The following is a 15994-nucleotide window of genomic DNA, read 5'->3' as shown; positions in this document are numbered from 1 at the left end:
AAGTCCTTGTGCCCGCGGCGAACCCTGGCTTACCATCCGTTAAGTAAGGGGGTTCGCCATGAACGTTCTCATCTCCGGCGCCAGTGTCGCCGGGCCCGTGCTCGCCTACTGGCTGACCAGGTACGGCTTCACCGTCACGGTGGTGGAGCGGGCGCCCGCGTTACGCAAGGCGGGCGGCCATGCCGTCGACCTGTTCAGGCCGGCCATGGACATCGTCGAGAAGATGGGCGTCCTGGACCGCGTCCAGGCCGGCAGGACCGGCACCGAGCGGCTGACCCTGTGGACACCGGGCCGCGCCCGGCCCGTGGAGCTGGAGCTGCGCAAGCTGATGCCGGCGGTCTCCTCCCGGCACGTCGAGATCATGCGCGACGACCTGAGCGAGATCTTCTACGACGCCACCCGCGACGACGTCGAGTACGTCTTCGACGACTCCATCACCTCGATCTCCGAGGCCGGCGAGGTGACCTTCGAGCGCGGCCCCGGCAGGTCCTTCGACCTGGTGATCGGCGCCGACGGCCTGCACTCGAACGTGCGCCGCCTCGTCTTCGGGCCCGAGTCCCGTTTCACCACCTGGATCGGCGCCTACCTGGCCGTGGTCTCCCTGCCCGATCACTTCGGGCGCGACGACCGGGTGGAGGGCGTGGTCGGCGTCGGCCGGATGGCGGCGTACGGCGCGGCCCGCCCGTCCGACGCGCGGGCCGCCTTCTTCTTCAGGACGCCGGAGCCGCTCGACTACCACCACCGTGACGTCCCCCGGCAGAAGGAGCTGCTCCGCGAGCACTTCGCCGACCTGGGGTGGGAGGTGCCCAGGCTGCTGCGCGAGCTGGACTCCACGCCCGCCTTCTACTTCGACTCCATCACCCAGCTCCACCTCGACACCTGGTCGCGCGGGCGGGTCACCCTGGTGGGCGACGCCGGTTACTGCCCCGGCCCCGCCGTCGGCGGCAGCACCAGCCTGGCCGTCGTCGGGGCGTACGTGCTGGCGGGTGAGCTCGCCGCGGCCGGTGGCGAGCCCGCGCGGGCCTTCCCCGCCTACGAGGCCGAGCTCGCCGCGTACGTACGGCGCAGCCGCGCGTTCGCCGTCGGGGTGGCCAAGCGGCTCGTCCCCCGCAGCCGCACGGACCTGTGGGCGCTCCTGCAGGGCATGCGGTTGATCAACCACCTCCCGGCCGGGCTGACCAGGGCCGTGAGCACGCTCGGCGCCAAGGGCGCGCGGCTGCACGACTCGTTCGCGCTCAAGGACTACGCGCGGTACGAGGTCGCGTCAGGCCAGCACTCCCTGTGAGCGCAGCTTGTCGGCCCGTTCCGCGCTGATCCCCCAGGAAGACAGGTCGTCGAGCCTGGTCGCGGGGGAGAGGTCCCGGGGCGGCGTGCCGAGCAGGCGCGGCGCGGGCGCCGGCTGGCTCCGGCCGCCGACCTCCACGAAGGCGCCCCGGGCGGTGTTGTGCGGGTGCTCCGGCGCCTCGGTCATGGACAGCACCGGCGAGACGCACGCGTCGGAGCCCTCGAACACCGCCTCCCACTCGGCGCGGGTCCTGGTCCTGAACTCCCGCGCCAGCCGCTCCTTCAGCGCCGGCCACTGCTCCCGGTCGCCCCTGTCCGGCAGGTCCGTCAGCCCCATGAGGCTCACCATGGCCTCCCAGAACTTCGGCTCCAGCGAGCCCACCGCCAGATAGAGACCGTCGGCGGTCTCGTAGGTGTCGTACATGGGGGCGCCGGTGTCGAGCAGGTTCGTGCCGCGCGGACCCCAGCCCCCGCCCTGCACTCCCTGGTAGAACATGGCGAACAGGATCGCGGCCCCGTCGACCATCGCCGCGTCGATCACCCGCCCCTGGCCGGTGCGCCCGCGCTCCAGCAGGGCGAGCAGCACGCCGTAGGCGAGCATGAGGCCGCCGCCGGCGAAGTCGCCGAGGATGTTGATCGGCGGCGTCGGCTTGTCGCCCTCGCGGCCGAGCATGGACAGCACGCCGGAGATCGCGATGTAGTCGATGTCGTGCCCGGCCGTCGGGGCCAGCGGCCCGTCCTGCCCCCATCCGGTCATCCGGCCGTAGACCAGCCGCTCGTTCACCGCGTGCAGGTCGTCGGGGCCGATGCCGAGCCGCTCGGCCACGCCGGGCCTGAAGACCTCGATGACCACGTCGGCGCCGCGGGTCAGGTCCTTGAACGCGGCCACGCCCTCCGGCGACTTCAGGTCCAGCCCGATCGTGCGCTTGCCGCGGTCCATGACGTCGGTCCTGGGCCGGTCGGAGACCGCGGCGACCCGGTCCACCCGCAGCACCTCGGCCCCGTGGTCGGCGAGCATCATCCCGGCGAACGGTCCGGGCGCGAGCCCGGCGAGCTCCAGCACGCGTATCCCGGCCAGCGGGCCCTGTCGGGCTTCGGACATGAACGACTCCTCAGATGACCTTGGGACGATCGCGACGGCATCAGTAGAACAACATTCGGTGAGTCGTGGCAAGGCGCCTTCCGGACCTGCCTTCAGACGAGCCACGGGTATGGGAAACTTGCCCACTATTGTGGGTGGTCTACAGGGGTAGGACATGGTTTCGGATAGCAGCCGGTTGATCGCCAAGCGCTACGAATTACTGCGCGAGCTTGGCCGTGGGGGAATGGGCGTGGTCTGGGAAGGCCAGGACACGTTGCTCAATCGGCAGTGTGCGATCAAAGAGGTGGTGCTGCCCGAGGGGCAGCCACGGGCCGAGCAGGAGCGGCAACTCGTCCGCACCGCGCGTGAGGCGCGGACGGCGGCCAAGCTGAACCATCCCGCCGTCGTGCAGATCTACGACGTGGTCGAGGAGGACGGCCGTCCCTGGATCATCATGGAGCTGGTGCACGCCTCCTCGGTCGAGGACGTCGTCGCCACCTCGGGCGCGCTTCCGGTACGGCAGGCGGCCGACGTGGGGCGGCAGGTGCTGTCGGCGCTGAGCGCGGCGCACGAGCTCGGCATCCTGCACCGTGACGTCAAGCCGAGCAACATCCTGCTGACCGCCGAGGGCCGGGCGGTGCTCACCGACTTCGGCATCGCCACCGCCGAAGGCGACTCCTCGCTCACCAGCACCGGCATGGTGACGGGCTCGCCGAGCTTCCTGGCCCCGGAGCGGGTGCGCGCCGCCGAGGCGGGCCCGGCCTCGGACCTGTGGTCGCTGGGCGCCACCCTCTACGCCACGCTGCTCGGCCGCTCGCCGTTCGAGCGGGGCGACCCCATGGCCACCCTCAACGCGCTGCTCAACGAGGAGCCGGACTACCGCCGGATCCCGCCGGCCATGCACCCGGTGCTCAAGGGGCTGCTGAGCAAGGAGCCCGAGGAGCGGCTGACCGCGCAGCAGGCCGACGAGATGCTGGCCGCGATCACCGCGACCAGGCCCGCCCACGTCGACCAGCTCGTGCCCGAGCCGGGACGGGCCAGGCGGCGCCGGACCAGCCGCGGCCTGATCGCCGCGGCCACGGCGGCGGTCCTGGTGGTGGCGGCCGGCACGGTCACCTACTTCAGGCTCGCCGGCCCCGCAGAGGGCGCGCCGCGGCTGACCCAGCACGTGGCGGCATCCACCAGCCCGGTGCCGAGCCCGTCGCCCACGCCCACGGTGAGCGCCACGCCCACGCCCACCCCGACGATCACGCCGGTCGTGCGGCGGGCGCCGGTACGGGCCTACACCTCGCGCGACGGCTGGTCGATCGCGCGGCCCACCGGCTGGCGGGGGGCGCGCGCCGAGTCGTACACCGAGTGGACGCGACGCGACGGGAGCGGCCATCTGGGCGTCGAGGCGGTCTACGCCAACCTCGACCCGCACCAGCTCCTGCGCGACGCCGAGGAGTCCCTCAAGCTCGACGCCGCCGAGGTGCGCAGCATCGGCCGCCGGACGGTCAGGCACCAGGGGGTCAAGGCCGTGGAGTGGGAGTTCACCTGGACCGCCGGCGCCGGCGGCGGCACGCCGTGGGCCGCGCAGGGGACGCGGTACCGCGAGGTGCGGCGCGCCGTGGCGATCGGCGACACGGCCTACGTCCTGTCCTGGACGGTCACCGAGCCTCAGTGGCGGCGTAACGCCAACCTGATGCGCAGAGTGATCGGGAGTTTTACGGTTAACGCATGAAACCGTGGCACCTCTTGGCGCTCCCGCCGCTGGACGAGGCCCTGATCCGCTCGCTGCTCAAGCCGCTCGGTGACCGGGTCGAGGTCCGCGTGCCGGCCGCCCGTGACCGTGAGTCGATGCTGGCCGCGCTGCCCTCGGCGGAGATCGTGCTCGGCGACTGGACGGGGAAGCTGGCCCTGGACGGCGAGGCGGTCGCGGCGGCGCCCTGGCTGGCGTTCGTGCAGCAGCCCTCGGTCGGCGTGGACGGCCACGACCTGACCGCCCTGACCGCGGCGGGCGTCCCGGTGGCCAACACCGCGGGCGTCAGCGCCGTCGCCGTCTCCGAATGGTGCCTGGCCGCCGCGCTGTCGCTGACGCGCAAGCTGGGCGAGGCGGACGCCGCCGTGCGCGCGGGCGACTGGCCGCAGCAGGGCCTGCGGCCGCGTGAGCTGCACGGCCAACGCGTCGGGATCGTCGGCTACGGCCCGATCGGCGTGGCCTGTGCCGCCCTGTTCCGGGCGCTCGGCTGCGAGGTGTCCTACTGGACGCGCACGCCGCGGGAGGATCCCGGTTACACCGACCTGGACACGCTGCTGGCCTCCAGCGACGTGGTGGTCGCGGTGATCGCTCTGGCGCCGGAGACACGCGGCCTGATCGACCCGGCCCGGCTCAAGCAGGGCGCGATCCTGGTCAACGCGGCCAGGGGCGAGATCGTCGACCAGCGGGCGCTGGTGGCCGCGCTGCGTGCGGGCCACCTGGCGGGAGCCGCGCTGGACGTCTTCGAGACCGAGCCGCCGCCGAGGGACGACCCGCTGCGCGAGCTGCCCGGCGTGCTGCTGTCGCCGCACGCGGCCGGAGTGACCTCAGAGTCCACCGGACGCCTGATCACGGTCACCCTGGACAACCTCACCGCCGCGCTCGACGGACGCCAGGTGGCGAACGTGGTGAACGGCGTCTCGCCGATAATCCGAAGGAAATTCGCGGATTCGTCTGTTTTGTAGTGGTGCCGGCTGGCACTATCGAGAGTTTTCGTGTCTTTAACGACCCCGGTCTGTTCCGGGTCGAGTCAGGGAGATACCGTCTTCACGACGATCTCTACCGGCTCAAGGGGGTGCTTGCGTGATGACGACGATGTCGACACACCAACGGGCAGTAGAGCACATCAGGCAGTCGTACGCCGAGATTCCCGGCGACGCCGCGCCGCGCCTGGCCAAGGCCACGTCCAACCTCTTCAGGTTCCGTGACTCGGGCAAGACGGCCAAGCTGTCGGCCAGAGACCTCGACGAGGTCATCAGCGTCGATCCCGAGACGCTCACCGCCGAGGTGCAGGGCATGACCACCTACGAGCACCTGGTGGACGCCACGCTGCCGCACGGGCTCATGCCGTACGTGGTCCCGCAGCTCAAGACCATCACCCTCGGGGGAGCGGTGACGGGACTGGGCATCGAGTCCACCAGCTTCAGGGACGGCCTGCCGCACGAGTCGGTGGAGGAGCTCGAGATCCTCACCGGCGACGGCCGGATCGTCGTGGCGCGCGCGGACAACGAGCACCAGGAGCTCTTCCGGGCGTTCCCCAACTCCTACGGCACGCTCGGCTACGCCCTGCGCATCAGGATCAAACTGCGCCGGGTCGAGCCGTACGTCCGGCTCACCCACATCCGCTTCACCGACGCCGACAAGTGCATGCTGGCCATGCAGGAGATCTGCGAGAGCCGGACGTACGACGGCGAGCCCGTCGACTTCGTGGACGGGGTCTACTTCGACCCGCAGGAGATGTACGTCACGGTCGGCCGCTTCGCCGACCGCGCGCCGTACGTCTCCGACTACACCGGCATGCGCATCTACTACCAGTCGATCCAGCAGCGCAACCGCGACTGGCTGACCGTCCGCGACTACCTGTGGCGCTGGGACACCGACTGGTTCTGGTGCTCGCGCGCCTTCGGCGTGCAGCAGCCGGTGGTCCGCTCGCTCATGCCGCGCCGCTGGATGCGCTCCGACGTCTACCGCAAGCTCGTCGCCCTCGACCGCCGCTACGGCGTGGTCGCGCGCGTCGACAGGTGGCGCGGCCAGCCGGTGCAGGAGTCGGTCATCCAGGACGTGGAGGTGCCGGTCGAGCAGGGCGCCCGGTTCCTGGAGTTCTTCCACGACAAGGTCGGCATGACGCCGGTGTGGATGTGCCCGCTGCGGGCCACCGGCAACTGGCCGCTCTATCCGCTCGAACCGGGCAAGTTGTACGTCAACTTCGGCTTCTGGGGCCTGGTCCCGTTGCCTCGGGGACAGTTCGACGGCTACTACAACCGGCTCATCGAGAGCTCAGTGCACGAGTTGGACGGGCACAAGTCTCTCTATTCGACGTCCTACTACGGCCGTGAGCAGTTCTGGCAGCTCTACAACGGCGACGCCTATTGGCCGGTCAAGCGGGAATACGACCCTCATGGTCGCCTGCTGGACCTGTACGACAAGTGTGTACGGGGAAGGTGATGAGATGGCTCTCGCGTCTCTCTTCGAGAAAATCGTCGGCTCTGACGCCAACATCGCGTTCACGGCCTACGACGGCAGCAAGGCGGGACCGGACGGCTCCGATGTCGCGCTGGAGGTGAAGTCGCCGATAGCGGTGGCCTATCTGGCACAGGCGCCCGGCGAGCTGGGGTTGTCCAGGGCGTTCGTGTCCGGTCATCTTGATGTGCGCGGCGATCTGTATACGTTGCTCGACCGCATGTGGAAAATCACCACCATCGACCTGACCGCGGCGGAGAAACTCGCCGCGGTTCGCTCGCTGGGGGTGAAGCCGCTGCTCATGCGGGTGCCGTCGCCGCCGCAGGAGATCCGCCAGAGCACGCTGGCCCGGCTCGGCTCCCAGCACGCCAAGCAGCGTGACGCCGAGGCGATCCACCACCACTACGACGTGTCCAACCGCTTCTACCGGTGGGTGCTCGGGCCGTCGATGGCCTACACCTGCGCGGTCTTCCCCGAGGAGTCCTCCTCGCTGGAGGAGGCGCAATTCGCCAAGTTCGACCTGGTGTCGCGCAAGCTCGGCCTCAAGCCCGGCATGCGGCTGCTCGACGTCGGCTGCGGCTGGGGCGGCATGGTCATCCACGCGGCCAAGCACTACGGCGTCAAGGCCCTCGGCGTGACCCTCAGCAGGCAGCAGGCCGAATGGGCGCAGAAGGCCATCGCCGAGGCGGGGCTGCAGGATCTGGCCGAAGTCCGGTTCATGGACTACCGGGACGTCACCGAGTCGGGCTTCGACGCGGTGAGTTCCATCGGCCTGACCGAGCACATCGGCAGGGCCAACCTGACCTCCTACTTCAGCTTCCTGTACGGCAAGCTCAAGCCGGGCGGCCGCATGCTCAACCACTGCATCACCCGGCCCACCGGCAAGGAGAAGACGTTCAACAAGGGCGGCTTCATCAACCGCTACGTCTTCCCCGACGGTGAGCTGGAGTCGGTCGGCGTGCTGGTCAGGGAGATGGAGGACTGCGGCTTCGAGATCCGCCACCAGGAGAACCTCAGGGAGCACTACGCCAGGACGCTCAAGTTCTGGTGCGACAACCTGGAGGCCAACTGGGACGAAGCCGTCGCCGAGGTCGGCATGGGCACGGCCCGGGTCTGGGCCCTGTACATGGCGGGCTCCATCGTCGGCTTCGAACGCAACAAGGTCCAGCTGCACCAGGTCCTCGGCGTCAAGCTGGACCAGGACGGCCGCGCGGGTGTGCCGCTGCGTCCGTCGCTCGACTGGCCCTGATCCGCGTGCGTCCCGGGACCCTCCCTGGAGAGGGTCCCGGGACGGGATCAGCGGAGTTCGCGCTTGAGGATCTTGCCGGTGGCCGTCATCGGCAGCGTGTCGCGGAACTCGACGATGCGCGGATACTTGTACGCCGCCATGTTGTCGCGGCTCCAGGCGATGAGCTCCTCCTCGGTCAGCGAGGATCCGGGGACGCGGATGACGTACACCTTGATCTCCTCGCCGTGGGTGTCGTGCGGGACGCCCACGACGGCGGCGAGCGAGACGTCCTCGTGCGTGACCAGGACCTCCTCCACCTCCCGCGGGTAGACGTTGAAGCCGCCGCGGATGATCATGTCCTTGGCCCGGTCGATGATCGAGTAGTAGCCGTCGGCGTCCCGGGTGGCGATGTCGCCGGTGCGGAACCAGCCGTTGTTCATCACCTCGGCGGTGGCCTCGGGCCGGCCGTAGTAGCCCTTCATGATGTTGTGGCCGCGGATGGCGATCTCGCCGGGGCCCTCGCCGTCGACCGTCTTCCAGTCGTTGTCGATCAGCTTCATCTCCACGCCCCAGATGGGCGTGCCGATCGTGCCGGGTTTGGTGGGCCGGCCGAGCTGGTTGAAGCTGGCGACGGGGGAGGTCTCCGACAGGCCGTAGCCCTCCAGGATGCTCAGGCCGAAGGTCTTCTCGAAGTCCTTGAGCACCTCGACGGGGGAGGCGGAGCCGCCGGCCGCGGCGATCCTGAGCGAGGTGGGCACCGTAGCGTTCTCGGCGTGGATCTTGGAGAGCAGGGCCCAGTACATGGTCGGCACGCCGGCGAAGAAGGTGACCTCCTCCCGGCTCATGAGGGCGAGCGCCTCGCCGGGCTCGAAGCGCGCCATCAGCACCAGCGTCGCGCCCCGCATGAAGCCGGTGTTCATGCAGACCGTCTGGCCGAAGCTGTGGAACAGCGGCAGGACCGCGAGGTAGGTGTCGCCGCCTTCGGTGGGCGGGAACATCTTGTCGTTGACCATGACGTTCATCAGCATGTTCTGGTGGCTGAGCTCGGCGCCCTTGGGCTGGCCGGTGGTGCCGGAGGTGTAGAGGATCACGGCGGTGTCGTCGGCCGCGGTCTGCACCGTCTCGAACTCGCCTGACATCCCGCCCAGCGCCGCCCAGAACGACTCGCCGTACTCCGACTCCGTCGCCAGCGGCGTGGCGGGCAGCACGTAGAACTGCTCACACCCCTCGGCGCCCTCGAAGCCCGCCTTGCCCCGCTCGCCCAGCGGCAGCTCGGGGGTGCCCTCGAAGCAGAACAGGGCCTTGGCGTCGCTGTCGTTGAGGTGGTAGGTGATCTCCCGGGCCTGCAGCAGCACGTTCAGCGGCACCACGGTCGCCCCGGCCTTGAGGATGCCGAAGTAGACGAACGGGAAATAGGGCAGGTTGGGACAGGCGAGCGCCACCTTGTCGCCCTTGCCGATGCCACGGGACACCAGCAGGTTCGCGACCTGGCAGGCGACAGTCTCGATCATGGAGTACGGCAGGCGCATGTCACCGAAAACGATGGCGGTGCCGTCCGGGGTGTTCCTCGCACTGTCTTCCAGGACGCTCGACAGGTTCAGCATGTGTGCCTTCCTCCCCATGTTTGGCCTTCGCGCGACATCTTCGCAGCAACCCATACCGGCCGGTAGGTGACAGAGGTCACAACTACGTATGGACGCGCCTCACCACGTGGAGTAAGCAAGTACCAGATTGCTCACCCTGGGAGGGGCAGTGGAGTACGACTACCTGATCGTCGGAGCCGGGTCGGCCGGATGCGTGCTGGCCAACAGACTCTCGGCGGACCCCGAGGTGTCCGTGGCACTGGTCGAAGCCGGCGGGAAGGACGACAAGCTGGAGATCCGCATGCCCGCGGGCTTCGCCAAGCTCTTCAAGACCGACTACGACTGGAACTTCACCACCGCCAAGCAGAGCGAGATGGCCGGCCGCGAGCTCTACTGGCCCAGAGGCCGGGTCATCGGCGGCTCCTCCTCGCTCAACGCCCAGATGTGGTTGCGCGGCTGCAGGCGCGACTACGACCAGTGGGCGGTCCCCGGCTGGTCCTACGACGAGGTCCTGCCGTACTTCGCCAGGGCCGAGCGGCGCGTCGGCAGCAACCACGGCGAGGTGTACGGCTCGGCGGGGCCGCTGTTCATCTCCGAGCTGCGCAGCCCCAACGTCACCACCGCCGCCTTCCTGCGGGCGTGTGAAGAGCTCGGCATCCCCCGGCTGACCGAGATGAACGGCCCCTCCAACGACGGCTACGGCCCCACTCCCGTCACCCAGCAGCGCGGGCGCCGCTGGAGCGCCGCCGACGGCTACCTGCGCCCCGCGCGCAAACGCCCCAACCTGACGGTGCTCACCGGCACGAACGTGGAGCGTGTGATCTTCGACGGCACCCGCGCCACCGGCGTCCAGCACAGCGGCGGCGCCGTGCTGCGGGCCAGGCGGGAGGTGATCCTGTCGGCGGGCGCGATCGGCTCGCCGTACCTGCTGCTGCGCTCGGGCGTGGGCGCGGCCGACGAGCTGCGCGACGCGGGCGTCCCCATCGTGCGCGACTCGCCGCAGGTGGGCAAGAACCTCCAGGACCACCTCTCGTCGGGGGTGTTCATCTCCTGCAAGCAGCCCGTCACCCTGACCAGGGCCGAGTCGATCGGCAACCTGCTGCGCTACCTCGTGCTGCGCTCCGGCATGCTCACCACGAACGTGGGCGAGGCCGTCGCCTTCCTCAGGACCTCGCCCGAGGAGCCGGCGCCGGACATCGAGCTGATCTTCGCGCCCGGCCCCTTCATCGACCACGGCCTCACCCCGCCCACCGCCCACGGCCTGACCGTCGGCGTCATCCTGCTGCAGCCGGAGAGCCGCGGCAGGGTCGGGCTGAACGGCCGCGAGGTGCTGATCGACCCCGGCTACCTGGCCAAGGAGGCCGACGTCAGGCGGCTGGTCGCCGGGCTGAAGGTGGCCCAGCAGGTCTTCACCACCACCGCGATGCAGCCGTACGCGGACGGTCCGATGGCGCCCTACACCGCGCCCGAGACCGACGACGAGCTGGCGCAGTGGGTGCGCGAGCGGGGCGAGACCCTCTACCACCCGGTCGGCACCTGCCGGATGGGCGCGGACGAAGAGTCCGTCGTGGACCCCACCCTGAAGGTGCGCGGTGTCCAGGGGCTCAGGGTGGTGGACGCGTCCGTCATGCCGACGCTGAATCGCGGCCACACGCACGCCCCGGCCATCATGATCGGCGAGAAGGCGGCCGACCTGATCACCCGGCACTGAGCCTGGCCCAGCGCCGGGTGCCGGGTGCCGGCTGACCGGCGTGGGCTCAGGGTCGTCGGGACCCGGTGCGGCCTTGTTCTCTGAGCACCGCGATCACCGGGTGCCGCCCCATCAGGCTCACCTCCAGCCGCCGGACCGGCGCGAACCCGGGCGGGTCCGCCGCGATGTCGTGCAGCAGGGCCACCACCAGGCCGTCGTCGGCCAGCACGCGGCGCACCTGCCGCCACAACCGCCAGGGGTCTCGCGCGAGCAGGCCCTTGGCAGGCACCTGCAGCCCCCACGGCGGGTTCACCAGCACCCGGTCCACGCTCCCGTCCGCCACCGGTATCCGCCCGGCGTCGGCCACGCCCCAGGCCGGCCGTCCGGCCGTGGGCATGCGGGCGGCGTTCGCGGCGGCGGTGGCCACCGCGCCAGGGTCGTGGTCCAGCCCGAGCAGCCGGGCGTGCGGCGCGAGCACACCCGCCTCGATCAGCGTCGTCCCGGCACCACAGCAGGGATCGAGCACCGTAAGCCGCTCATCGCGCCCGCCGCGCGCACCGAGTCCGCCCGGTCCACCGAGTCCGCTCGGCCCATCGAGCTTGCTGGGCCGGCTGAGCCCGCCGAGTTCGGCCATGGCGGCGGCCAGCGGGGGGTGCAGGGTGCCGGCGATCGAGTCGATCTTGTACGGCCTGCGATGCAACGGCCTGCCGGAGGCGCGCAGGGCGATGAGCGCCCGTTCACCCTCGATCGTCACCCGCCAGGCCATCGACCCACGCGGCGGCACCCCGCCCCGCGCTCGCGAGTGGTACGGCAGGCACAGCCGCCCGCCGAGCTCCTCGCCAACGGCATCCTCGATCTCGAACCGCGTGTAGTTGCGCCGCCCCACGAACGACGCCGACACCTCCAGCCCCGGCACACCGCCCGGTCCCGATGAGGAGATCACCGGACCTAGCTCGCGGCCCGGTCCCGATGGCGGCGTCACCGGCCCCGGCTCGTCGTCGGATGCCCGGGTGTGCCCGGCGCGGAGGCCGGTCAAGCGCGTGGTGTCGAGGTCGCGGGCCGCCTGAGACAGGCGGCGTAGGGCCGATCGGTCGTGGCCGATGCCGTCGACGACGGCTGCCGCGAGCAGGACGTCGTCGGCGGTTCGCAGTCCCAGCAGGGCGGGGACGGGGGCGGCGGGCTCGAACCAGACCTCGCGGCGGCGAAGCTCGCGGACGGTGCCGAGCCGGCGGCGGTGGACTTCCGCGGCGACCAGTGGCTCGATGCCACGCACCGTCCTGGCGACGACAAGGGCAGGACTGACCGCGGACAGCGGAGTATGCACGTACTTTCTCCCACAAAGCGACCCGGGGCGGCGGTCGGCCGTCCCGCATCACCGGCGGTGGGGTCGTCCGCGACCCGCCGGCGGGTCGCTAGCGGAGGAAGAAGTAGTACGTCACGCGGGGAACCGTAGCGATCACCCGGCGCGCGTTTCAACAGGTTTTCCGGCCGCGTACGTACGGTGTACGTGCCAAAGCATTGACGTACGTGCCCCCGACTCCAAGGATGGCCTCATGAGCGTCGTTGACTTCGACCTGTCGGACAGCCTCTTCTGGGCCAAGCCCATGGCGGAGCGCGAGCAGGCGTTCGAGCTGCTGCGCGGGCTGCGGACGCCGGCCTTCTTCGAGGAGCCCGAGATCTCCTTCGCGCCCAGGGGCCCCGGCTACTACGCCCTGGTCAAGCACGCCGACATCCTCGAAGCCAGCCGCACCCCCGACGTCTTCAGCTCCGGCCAGGGCGGCGCGACGAACATCCCGGACATGCCGGCGGAGTTCGCCGAGTACTTCGGTTCCATGATCAACATGGACGATCCACGGCACGCGCGTCTGCGCCGGATCGTCTCCCGTGCCTTCACGCCCAAGATGATCAAGCAGTTCGAGGCCGACGTGGAGAGCGCGGCCACGAAGATCGTCGACGACCTGCTGGCCAAGGGCCCCGGCTGTGACTTCGTCACCGAGGTCGCCGCCCGCCTGCCCCTGAAGATCATCTGCGACATGATGGGCATCCCGGAGCGCGACTACGGCTTCGTCTTCGAGCGCTCCAACGTGATCCTCGGCGGGTTCGACCCCGAGTACGCCGGCACCGACCTCGACAAGATCGCCGAGCGCCTGCTCACCGCCGGCATGGAGCTGCAGCAGCTCGTCCAGGACCTGGCCGCCCAGCGTGCCGAGGACCCCACCGACGACCTGACCTCGTCACTGGTCAACGCCAACATCGACGGCGAGCGGCTGACCATGCAGGAGCTGGGCTCGTTCTTCATCCTGCTGGTCGTTGCGGGCAACGAGACCACCCGCAACGCCATCTCGTACGGACTGCGCCTGCTCACCCGCAACCCCGACCAGCGGGCGCTGTGGCTGAGCGACTTCGACCACCACACCCCCACGGCGGTCGAGGAGATCGTCCGGCTCGCCTCGCCGGTCAACTTCATGCGCCGCAAGGTCACCCGCGACCACGAGATGAACGGTCACCTCTACCGCGAGGGCGAGAAGGTCCTGCTGTACTACTGGGCTGCCAACCGGGACGCCGAGGTGTTCGCCGACCCGGGCCGGTTCGACGTCACCCGCCGGCCGAACCCGCACGTCGGGTTCGGCGGCCCCGGGCCGCACTTCTGCCTGGGCGCCCACCTGGCCCGCCGCGAGATCACCGTGATGTTCCGGGAGCTGCTGAGCCGGGTGCCGCAGATCGAGGGCGGCAGCCCCGACCGGCTGCACTCCAGCTTCATCAACGGCATCAAGCACATGGAGTGCACGTTCTGACCCGGCCGGTCAGCCCTGGCTGAGGCTGAGTCGCTTCACCACGGTGTTGATGTCGGGCAGGAGGGCCTTGCCCTCCGCCGGGATCGACATGTAGACGATCGCCGGCACCTCGCCGCCGGTGTTGATCGCGGCCGTGACGATGGTGGCCTTCTCGGTGGGGGAGGTCAGCGAGTAGGCCATCAGCCTGCCCGTGGCGTCGCCCACCTTGATCGGCTGCTGGGCGATCTTACGGACCGTGTTGCCCTCCGGGAACAAGCGCTTGCGCGCGTCCACCACGACGGCCTTGATCACCGGCTCCAGGTCGTCGGGAGTGGTGTAGTAATCGGTCAGCCGGCTGGGCAGCGGACCGGTGAGGATCTGGCCGGCGGTGTCCGAGTCGATCAGCGCGTACTGGCGGGTGTCGAAGCCGTAGGTGCCCTTGACCGTGGACCGTTGGTCGAGCCGCCAGGTGCCGCCGAGGCGCGGCACGGTGATCCCCGCCTGGGCGTTCGGCACCGTGCCGATCACCGGGGCGGCCTTGCCCCGGTACCTCGGCAGCCGGCCGATCGCGTTCACCGGCTTCTTCGTCGGTGCGGCGGGGGGTGTGGACTTGGTGACCGCCACGTTCGTCTTGGGCGGCTCCTCGCCTGCCAGCGGGCCCGCGAGGAACGCCCACAGCAGCGCGGCGACGAGCGCGATGGCCACCGAACCGGCCAGCGCGTAGATCCAGATGGGCTTGCCCGGGTCGTCCAGCGACTCGGGCTCGCCCATCGCCTGGTAGTTGTCGCCGAAGACGGTGTTCCAGAGCTCCTGCTGACGCTCGGGCGGCGGGGTGCGCGAGCCGCTGATCTGCCCCGCCGTCACGAACGGCCGGTCCGGGTCGGAGGGGTCGCGGCTCAGGTTGTGCCCCGGCCTGCCCTGCTCCGGATGCTGCTCGCCGGGCCGGCCGCCGTCCTGGCCGGGCCGCTCGTCCACCCGGCCGCCCGGCTGCCCACCCGGGTGCCCGCCTGGGTGCCCGCCCGGTTGCCCGATGTGCTGGCCGTTCTGCTGGCCGTACGTCATGGTCCGGTCATCGGCGGGACCGCCGCCCGGACCGCGCGGCGTCGCGCGGTCGTCGAGCGGGGTGGCGGCCTGGTGACGCGGCGCGGCGGCGCGCTCGTCCAACGGAGAAACTCCCTGTCCGTACACCGCTGTCCCTCTGTCGTCCAGCGGAGTCTGGTCGTGCGTCGCGTTGTAGGTGCTCGCCCGCTCGTCCCGCGGCGGCGAGGTCTGGTCGTACGGCCCGGCGCGGTCGTGCGGGGGCAAGGCGCCGGGCAGGGTCTGGTCGTGCGGCGGTGCGGGGGCCCGGTCGTAGGCGGCGCTCGCGTGGGCGGCGTCGTGCTGCGGCCAGGGGGCCGGGGAGGAGAGGTTGGCCCAGGCGGCGGCTTGCTTGGCGGGGGCTTCGGCCCAGGCCGGGACGGGGTCGTGCACGGGCGGCTCCGGCCAGGGGCCCTGGGCGGGCGACGACGCGCCGGGGCCGGGGCCGGGGGAGGTTTCGGGGCGGCCGCCTTGGGGGCCGTGCGCGGGCTGGGAGGCCTCCGGCCAGGAGGGCTGAGGCTGCGGCGAGCTCTGCGGCCAGCCGGTGGGCACCTCGTCGCGGGCGGGCTCCGGCCAGCCGGCCTGTGCCTCGCGGGATGCCGGTTCCGGCCAGGACGGGGCGGACTGCTGCGGGCCTGCGCCGGCCGAGGGCCAGGAGGTCGGGACGTCGTTCCGCGGGGGCTCCGGCCAGGCGGGGGCGTCCCGCTGCGGTGCCTCGGGCCAGGACGGCGGCAGGTGGGGTGCTCCGGAATTCTCCGTTGCCATTGCTGCCGGCCCTCCCGAGTTACTGTCCGACTTCGACGTGTCATGCATGATCTCATGGGATCTTCTAGGAGATCCTGCCGGTTCCGCAGGGAAACGGGCGAAGCCGTGCGGATCGGTCGGCGGATCCTGCATGGGCAGGTCGGCCTCCGAGCGTTCTGGCTCAGCTGGATGCACCACGGCGACGACAGTATTCTAAAGGGACATATGAGGTCACAACGGATAGATCACCATCAGATCTCACCAGACCTGAAGGATCCATTGTGCCCCCGTACCTCGATCGACCGTCTGCATTCTGCCGAAGACGTGCGCTAGGC

The 15994-nt window shown here is 70.5% G+C and carries 11 protein-coding genes; 7 read left to right on the top strand and 4 right to left on the bottom strand.

The features are described from left to right. The first annotated feature begins 58 nt into the window (after positions 1 to 58). A complete protein-coding gene (locus ACIBQX_RS12375) occupies positions 59 to 1285 on the top strand; it encodes an FAD-dependent monooxygenase (protein WP_397003514.1) in 1227 nt (408 codons plus the stop codon). On the opposite strand, the gene ACIBQX_RS12370 is transcribed toward ACIBQX_RS12375, so the two are convergent. Further along, entirely contained in the window at positions 1265 to 2386 is a 1122-nt protein-coding gene (locus ACIBQX_RS12370; RefSeq protein WP_397003512.1) for a CaiB/BaiF CoA transferase family protein, read from the bottom strand. The two genes, ACIBQX_RS12375 and ACIBQX_RS12370, sit on opposite strands and share 21 nt — an antisense overlap. A 154-nt stretch (positions 2387 to 2540) precedes the next feature. Here ACIBQX_RS12370 and ACIBQX_RS12365 point away from each other — a divergent pair, with 154 nt between their 5' ends. From ACIBQX_RS12365 to ACIBQX_RS12350, 4 genes are all read left to right on the top strand, one after another. Continuing rightward, entirely contained in the window at positions 2541 to 4088 is a 1548-nt protein-coding gene (locus ACIBQX_RS12365; protein WP_397003511.1) for a serine/threonine-protein kinase, read from the top strand. Next, complete coding sequence (locus ACIBQX_RS12360; RefSeq protein ID WP_397003509.1) at positions 4085 to 5068, top strand: 2-hydroxyacid dehydrogenase; 984 nt, start codon at positions 4085 to 4087, stop codon at positions 5066 to 5068. The genes ACIBQX_RS12365 and ACIBQX_RS12360 overlap by 4 nt, the downstream gene beginning before the upstream one ends. 121 nt (positions 5069 to 5189) lie before the next feature. Next, a complete protein-coding gene (locus tag ACIBQX_RS12355) occupies positions 5190 to 6548 on the top strand; it encodes an FAD-binding oxidoreductase (protein ID WP_397003507.1) in 1359 nt (452 codons plus the stop codon). A gap of 4 nt (positions 6549 to 6552) precedes the next feature. Next, positions 6553 to 7812: a class I SAM-dependent methyltransferase gene (locus ACIBQX_RS12350; protein ID WP_397003505.1), complete on the top strand. Its 1260-nt coding sequence runs from the start codon at positions 6553 to 6555 to the stop codon at positions 7810 to 7812. Between the two features lie 47 nt (positions 7813 to 7859). Here ACIBQX_RS12350 and ACIBQX_RS12345 read toward each other — a convergent pair whose 3' ends face one another. Next, the gene (locus ACIBQX_RS12345) at positions 7860 to 9395 is read right to left on the bottom strand and encodes a long-chain fatty acid--CoA ligase (RefSeq protein ID WP_397003503.1); all 1536 of its coding nucleotides are present in this window, start codon (positions 9393 to 9395) and stop codon (positions 7860 to 7862) included. Positions 9396 to 9543: 148 nt separating this feature from the next. Between ACIBQX_RS12345 and ACIBQX_RS12340 the strand changes: the two genes are divergently transcribed. Further along, a complete protein-coding gene (locus tag ACIBQX_RS12340; RefSeq protein WP_397003501.1) occupies positions 9544 to 11085 on the top strand; it encodes a GMC family oxidoreductase in 1542 nt (513 codons plus the stop codon). Between the two features lie 46 nt (positions 11086 to 11131). On the opposite strand, the gene ACIBQX_RS12335 is transcribed toward ACIBQX_RS12340, so the two are convergent. After that, positions 11132 to 12388, bottom strand: coding sequence for a TRM11 family SAM-dependent methyltransferase (locus ACIBQX_RS12335; protein WP_397003499.1), 1257 nt, complete (start codon positions 12386 to 12388; stop codon positions 11132 to 11134). Between the two features lie 229 nt (positions 12389 to 12617). On the opposite strand from ACIBQX_RS12335, the gene ACIBQX_RS12330 reads away from it, so the two are divergent. Continuing rightward, complete coding sequence (locus tag ACIBQX_RS12330; RefSeq protein ID WP_397003497.1) at positions 12618 to 13859, top strand: cytochrome P450; 1242 nt, start codon at positions 12618 to 12620, stop codon at positions 13857 to 13859. Between the two features lie 9 nt (positions 13860 to 13868). Here the strand turns inward: ACIBQX_RS12330 and ACIBQX_RS12325 are convergent, their stop codons facing one another. Continuing rightward, on the bottom strand, positions 13869 to 15680 hold the full coding sequence (locus ACIBQX_RS12325) for a hypothetical protein (RefSeq protein ID WP_397003495.1): 1812 nt from the start codon (positions 15678 to 15680) through the stop codon (positions 13869 to 13871). Between the last annotated feature and the right edge of the window lie 314 nt (positions 15681 to 15994).

It is taken from the genome of Nonomuraea sp. NPDC049714, assembly GCF_044465295.1.
Classification (GTDB): Bacteria; Actinomycetota; Actinomycetes; order Streptosporangiales; family Streptosporangiaceae; genus Nonomuraea.
This window is presented reverse-complemented; position numbering and strand designations above follow the sequence as displayed.

Excerpts from the sequence above, each read along its gene's own strand:
- ACIBQX_RS12375 (WP_397003514.1), top strand. The coding sequence starts at position 59 with ATGAACGTTCTCATCTCCGGCGCCAGTGTCGCCGGGCCCGTGCTCGCC.
- ACIBQX_RS12370 (WP_397003512.1), bottom strand. The coding sequence starts at position 2,386 with ATGTCCGAAGCCCGACAGGGCCCGCTGGCCGGGATACGCGTGCTGGAG.
- ACIBQX_RS12350 (WP_397003505.1), top strand. The coding sequence starts at position 6,553 with ATGGCTCTCGCGTCTCTCTTCGAGAAAATCGTCGGCTCTGACGCCAAC.
- ACIBQX_RS12360 (WP_397003509.1), top strand. The coding sequence starts at position 4,085 with ATGAAACCGTGGCACCTCTTGGCGCTCCCGCCGCTGGACGAGGCCCTG.
- ACIBQX_RS12330 (WP_397003497.1), top strand. The coding sequence starts at position 12,618 with ATGAGCGTCGTTGACTTCGACCTGTCGGACAGCCTCTTCTGGGCCAAG.
- ACIBQX_RS12355 (WP_397003507.1), top strand. The coding sequence starts at position 5,190 with ATGACGACGATGTCGACACACCAACGGGCAGTAGAGCACATCAGGCAG.
- ACIBQX_RS12365 (WP_397003511.1), top strand. The coding sequence starts at position 2,541 with ATGGTTTCGGATAGCAGCCGGTTGATCGCCAAGCGCTACGAATTACTG.
- ACIBQX_RS12325 (WP_397003495.1), bottom strand. The coding sequence starts at position 15,680 with ATGGCAACGGAGAATTCCGGAGCACCCCACCTGCCGCCGTCCTGGCCC.
- ACIBQX_RS12345 (WP_397003503.1), bottom strand. The coding sequence starts at position 9,395 with ATGCTGAACCTGTCGAGCGTCCTGGAAGACAGTGCGAGGAACACCCCG.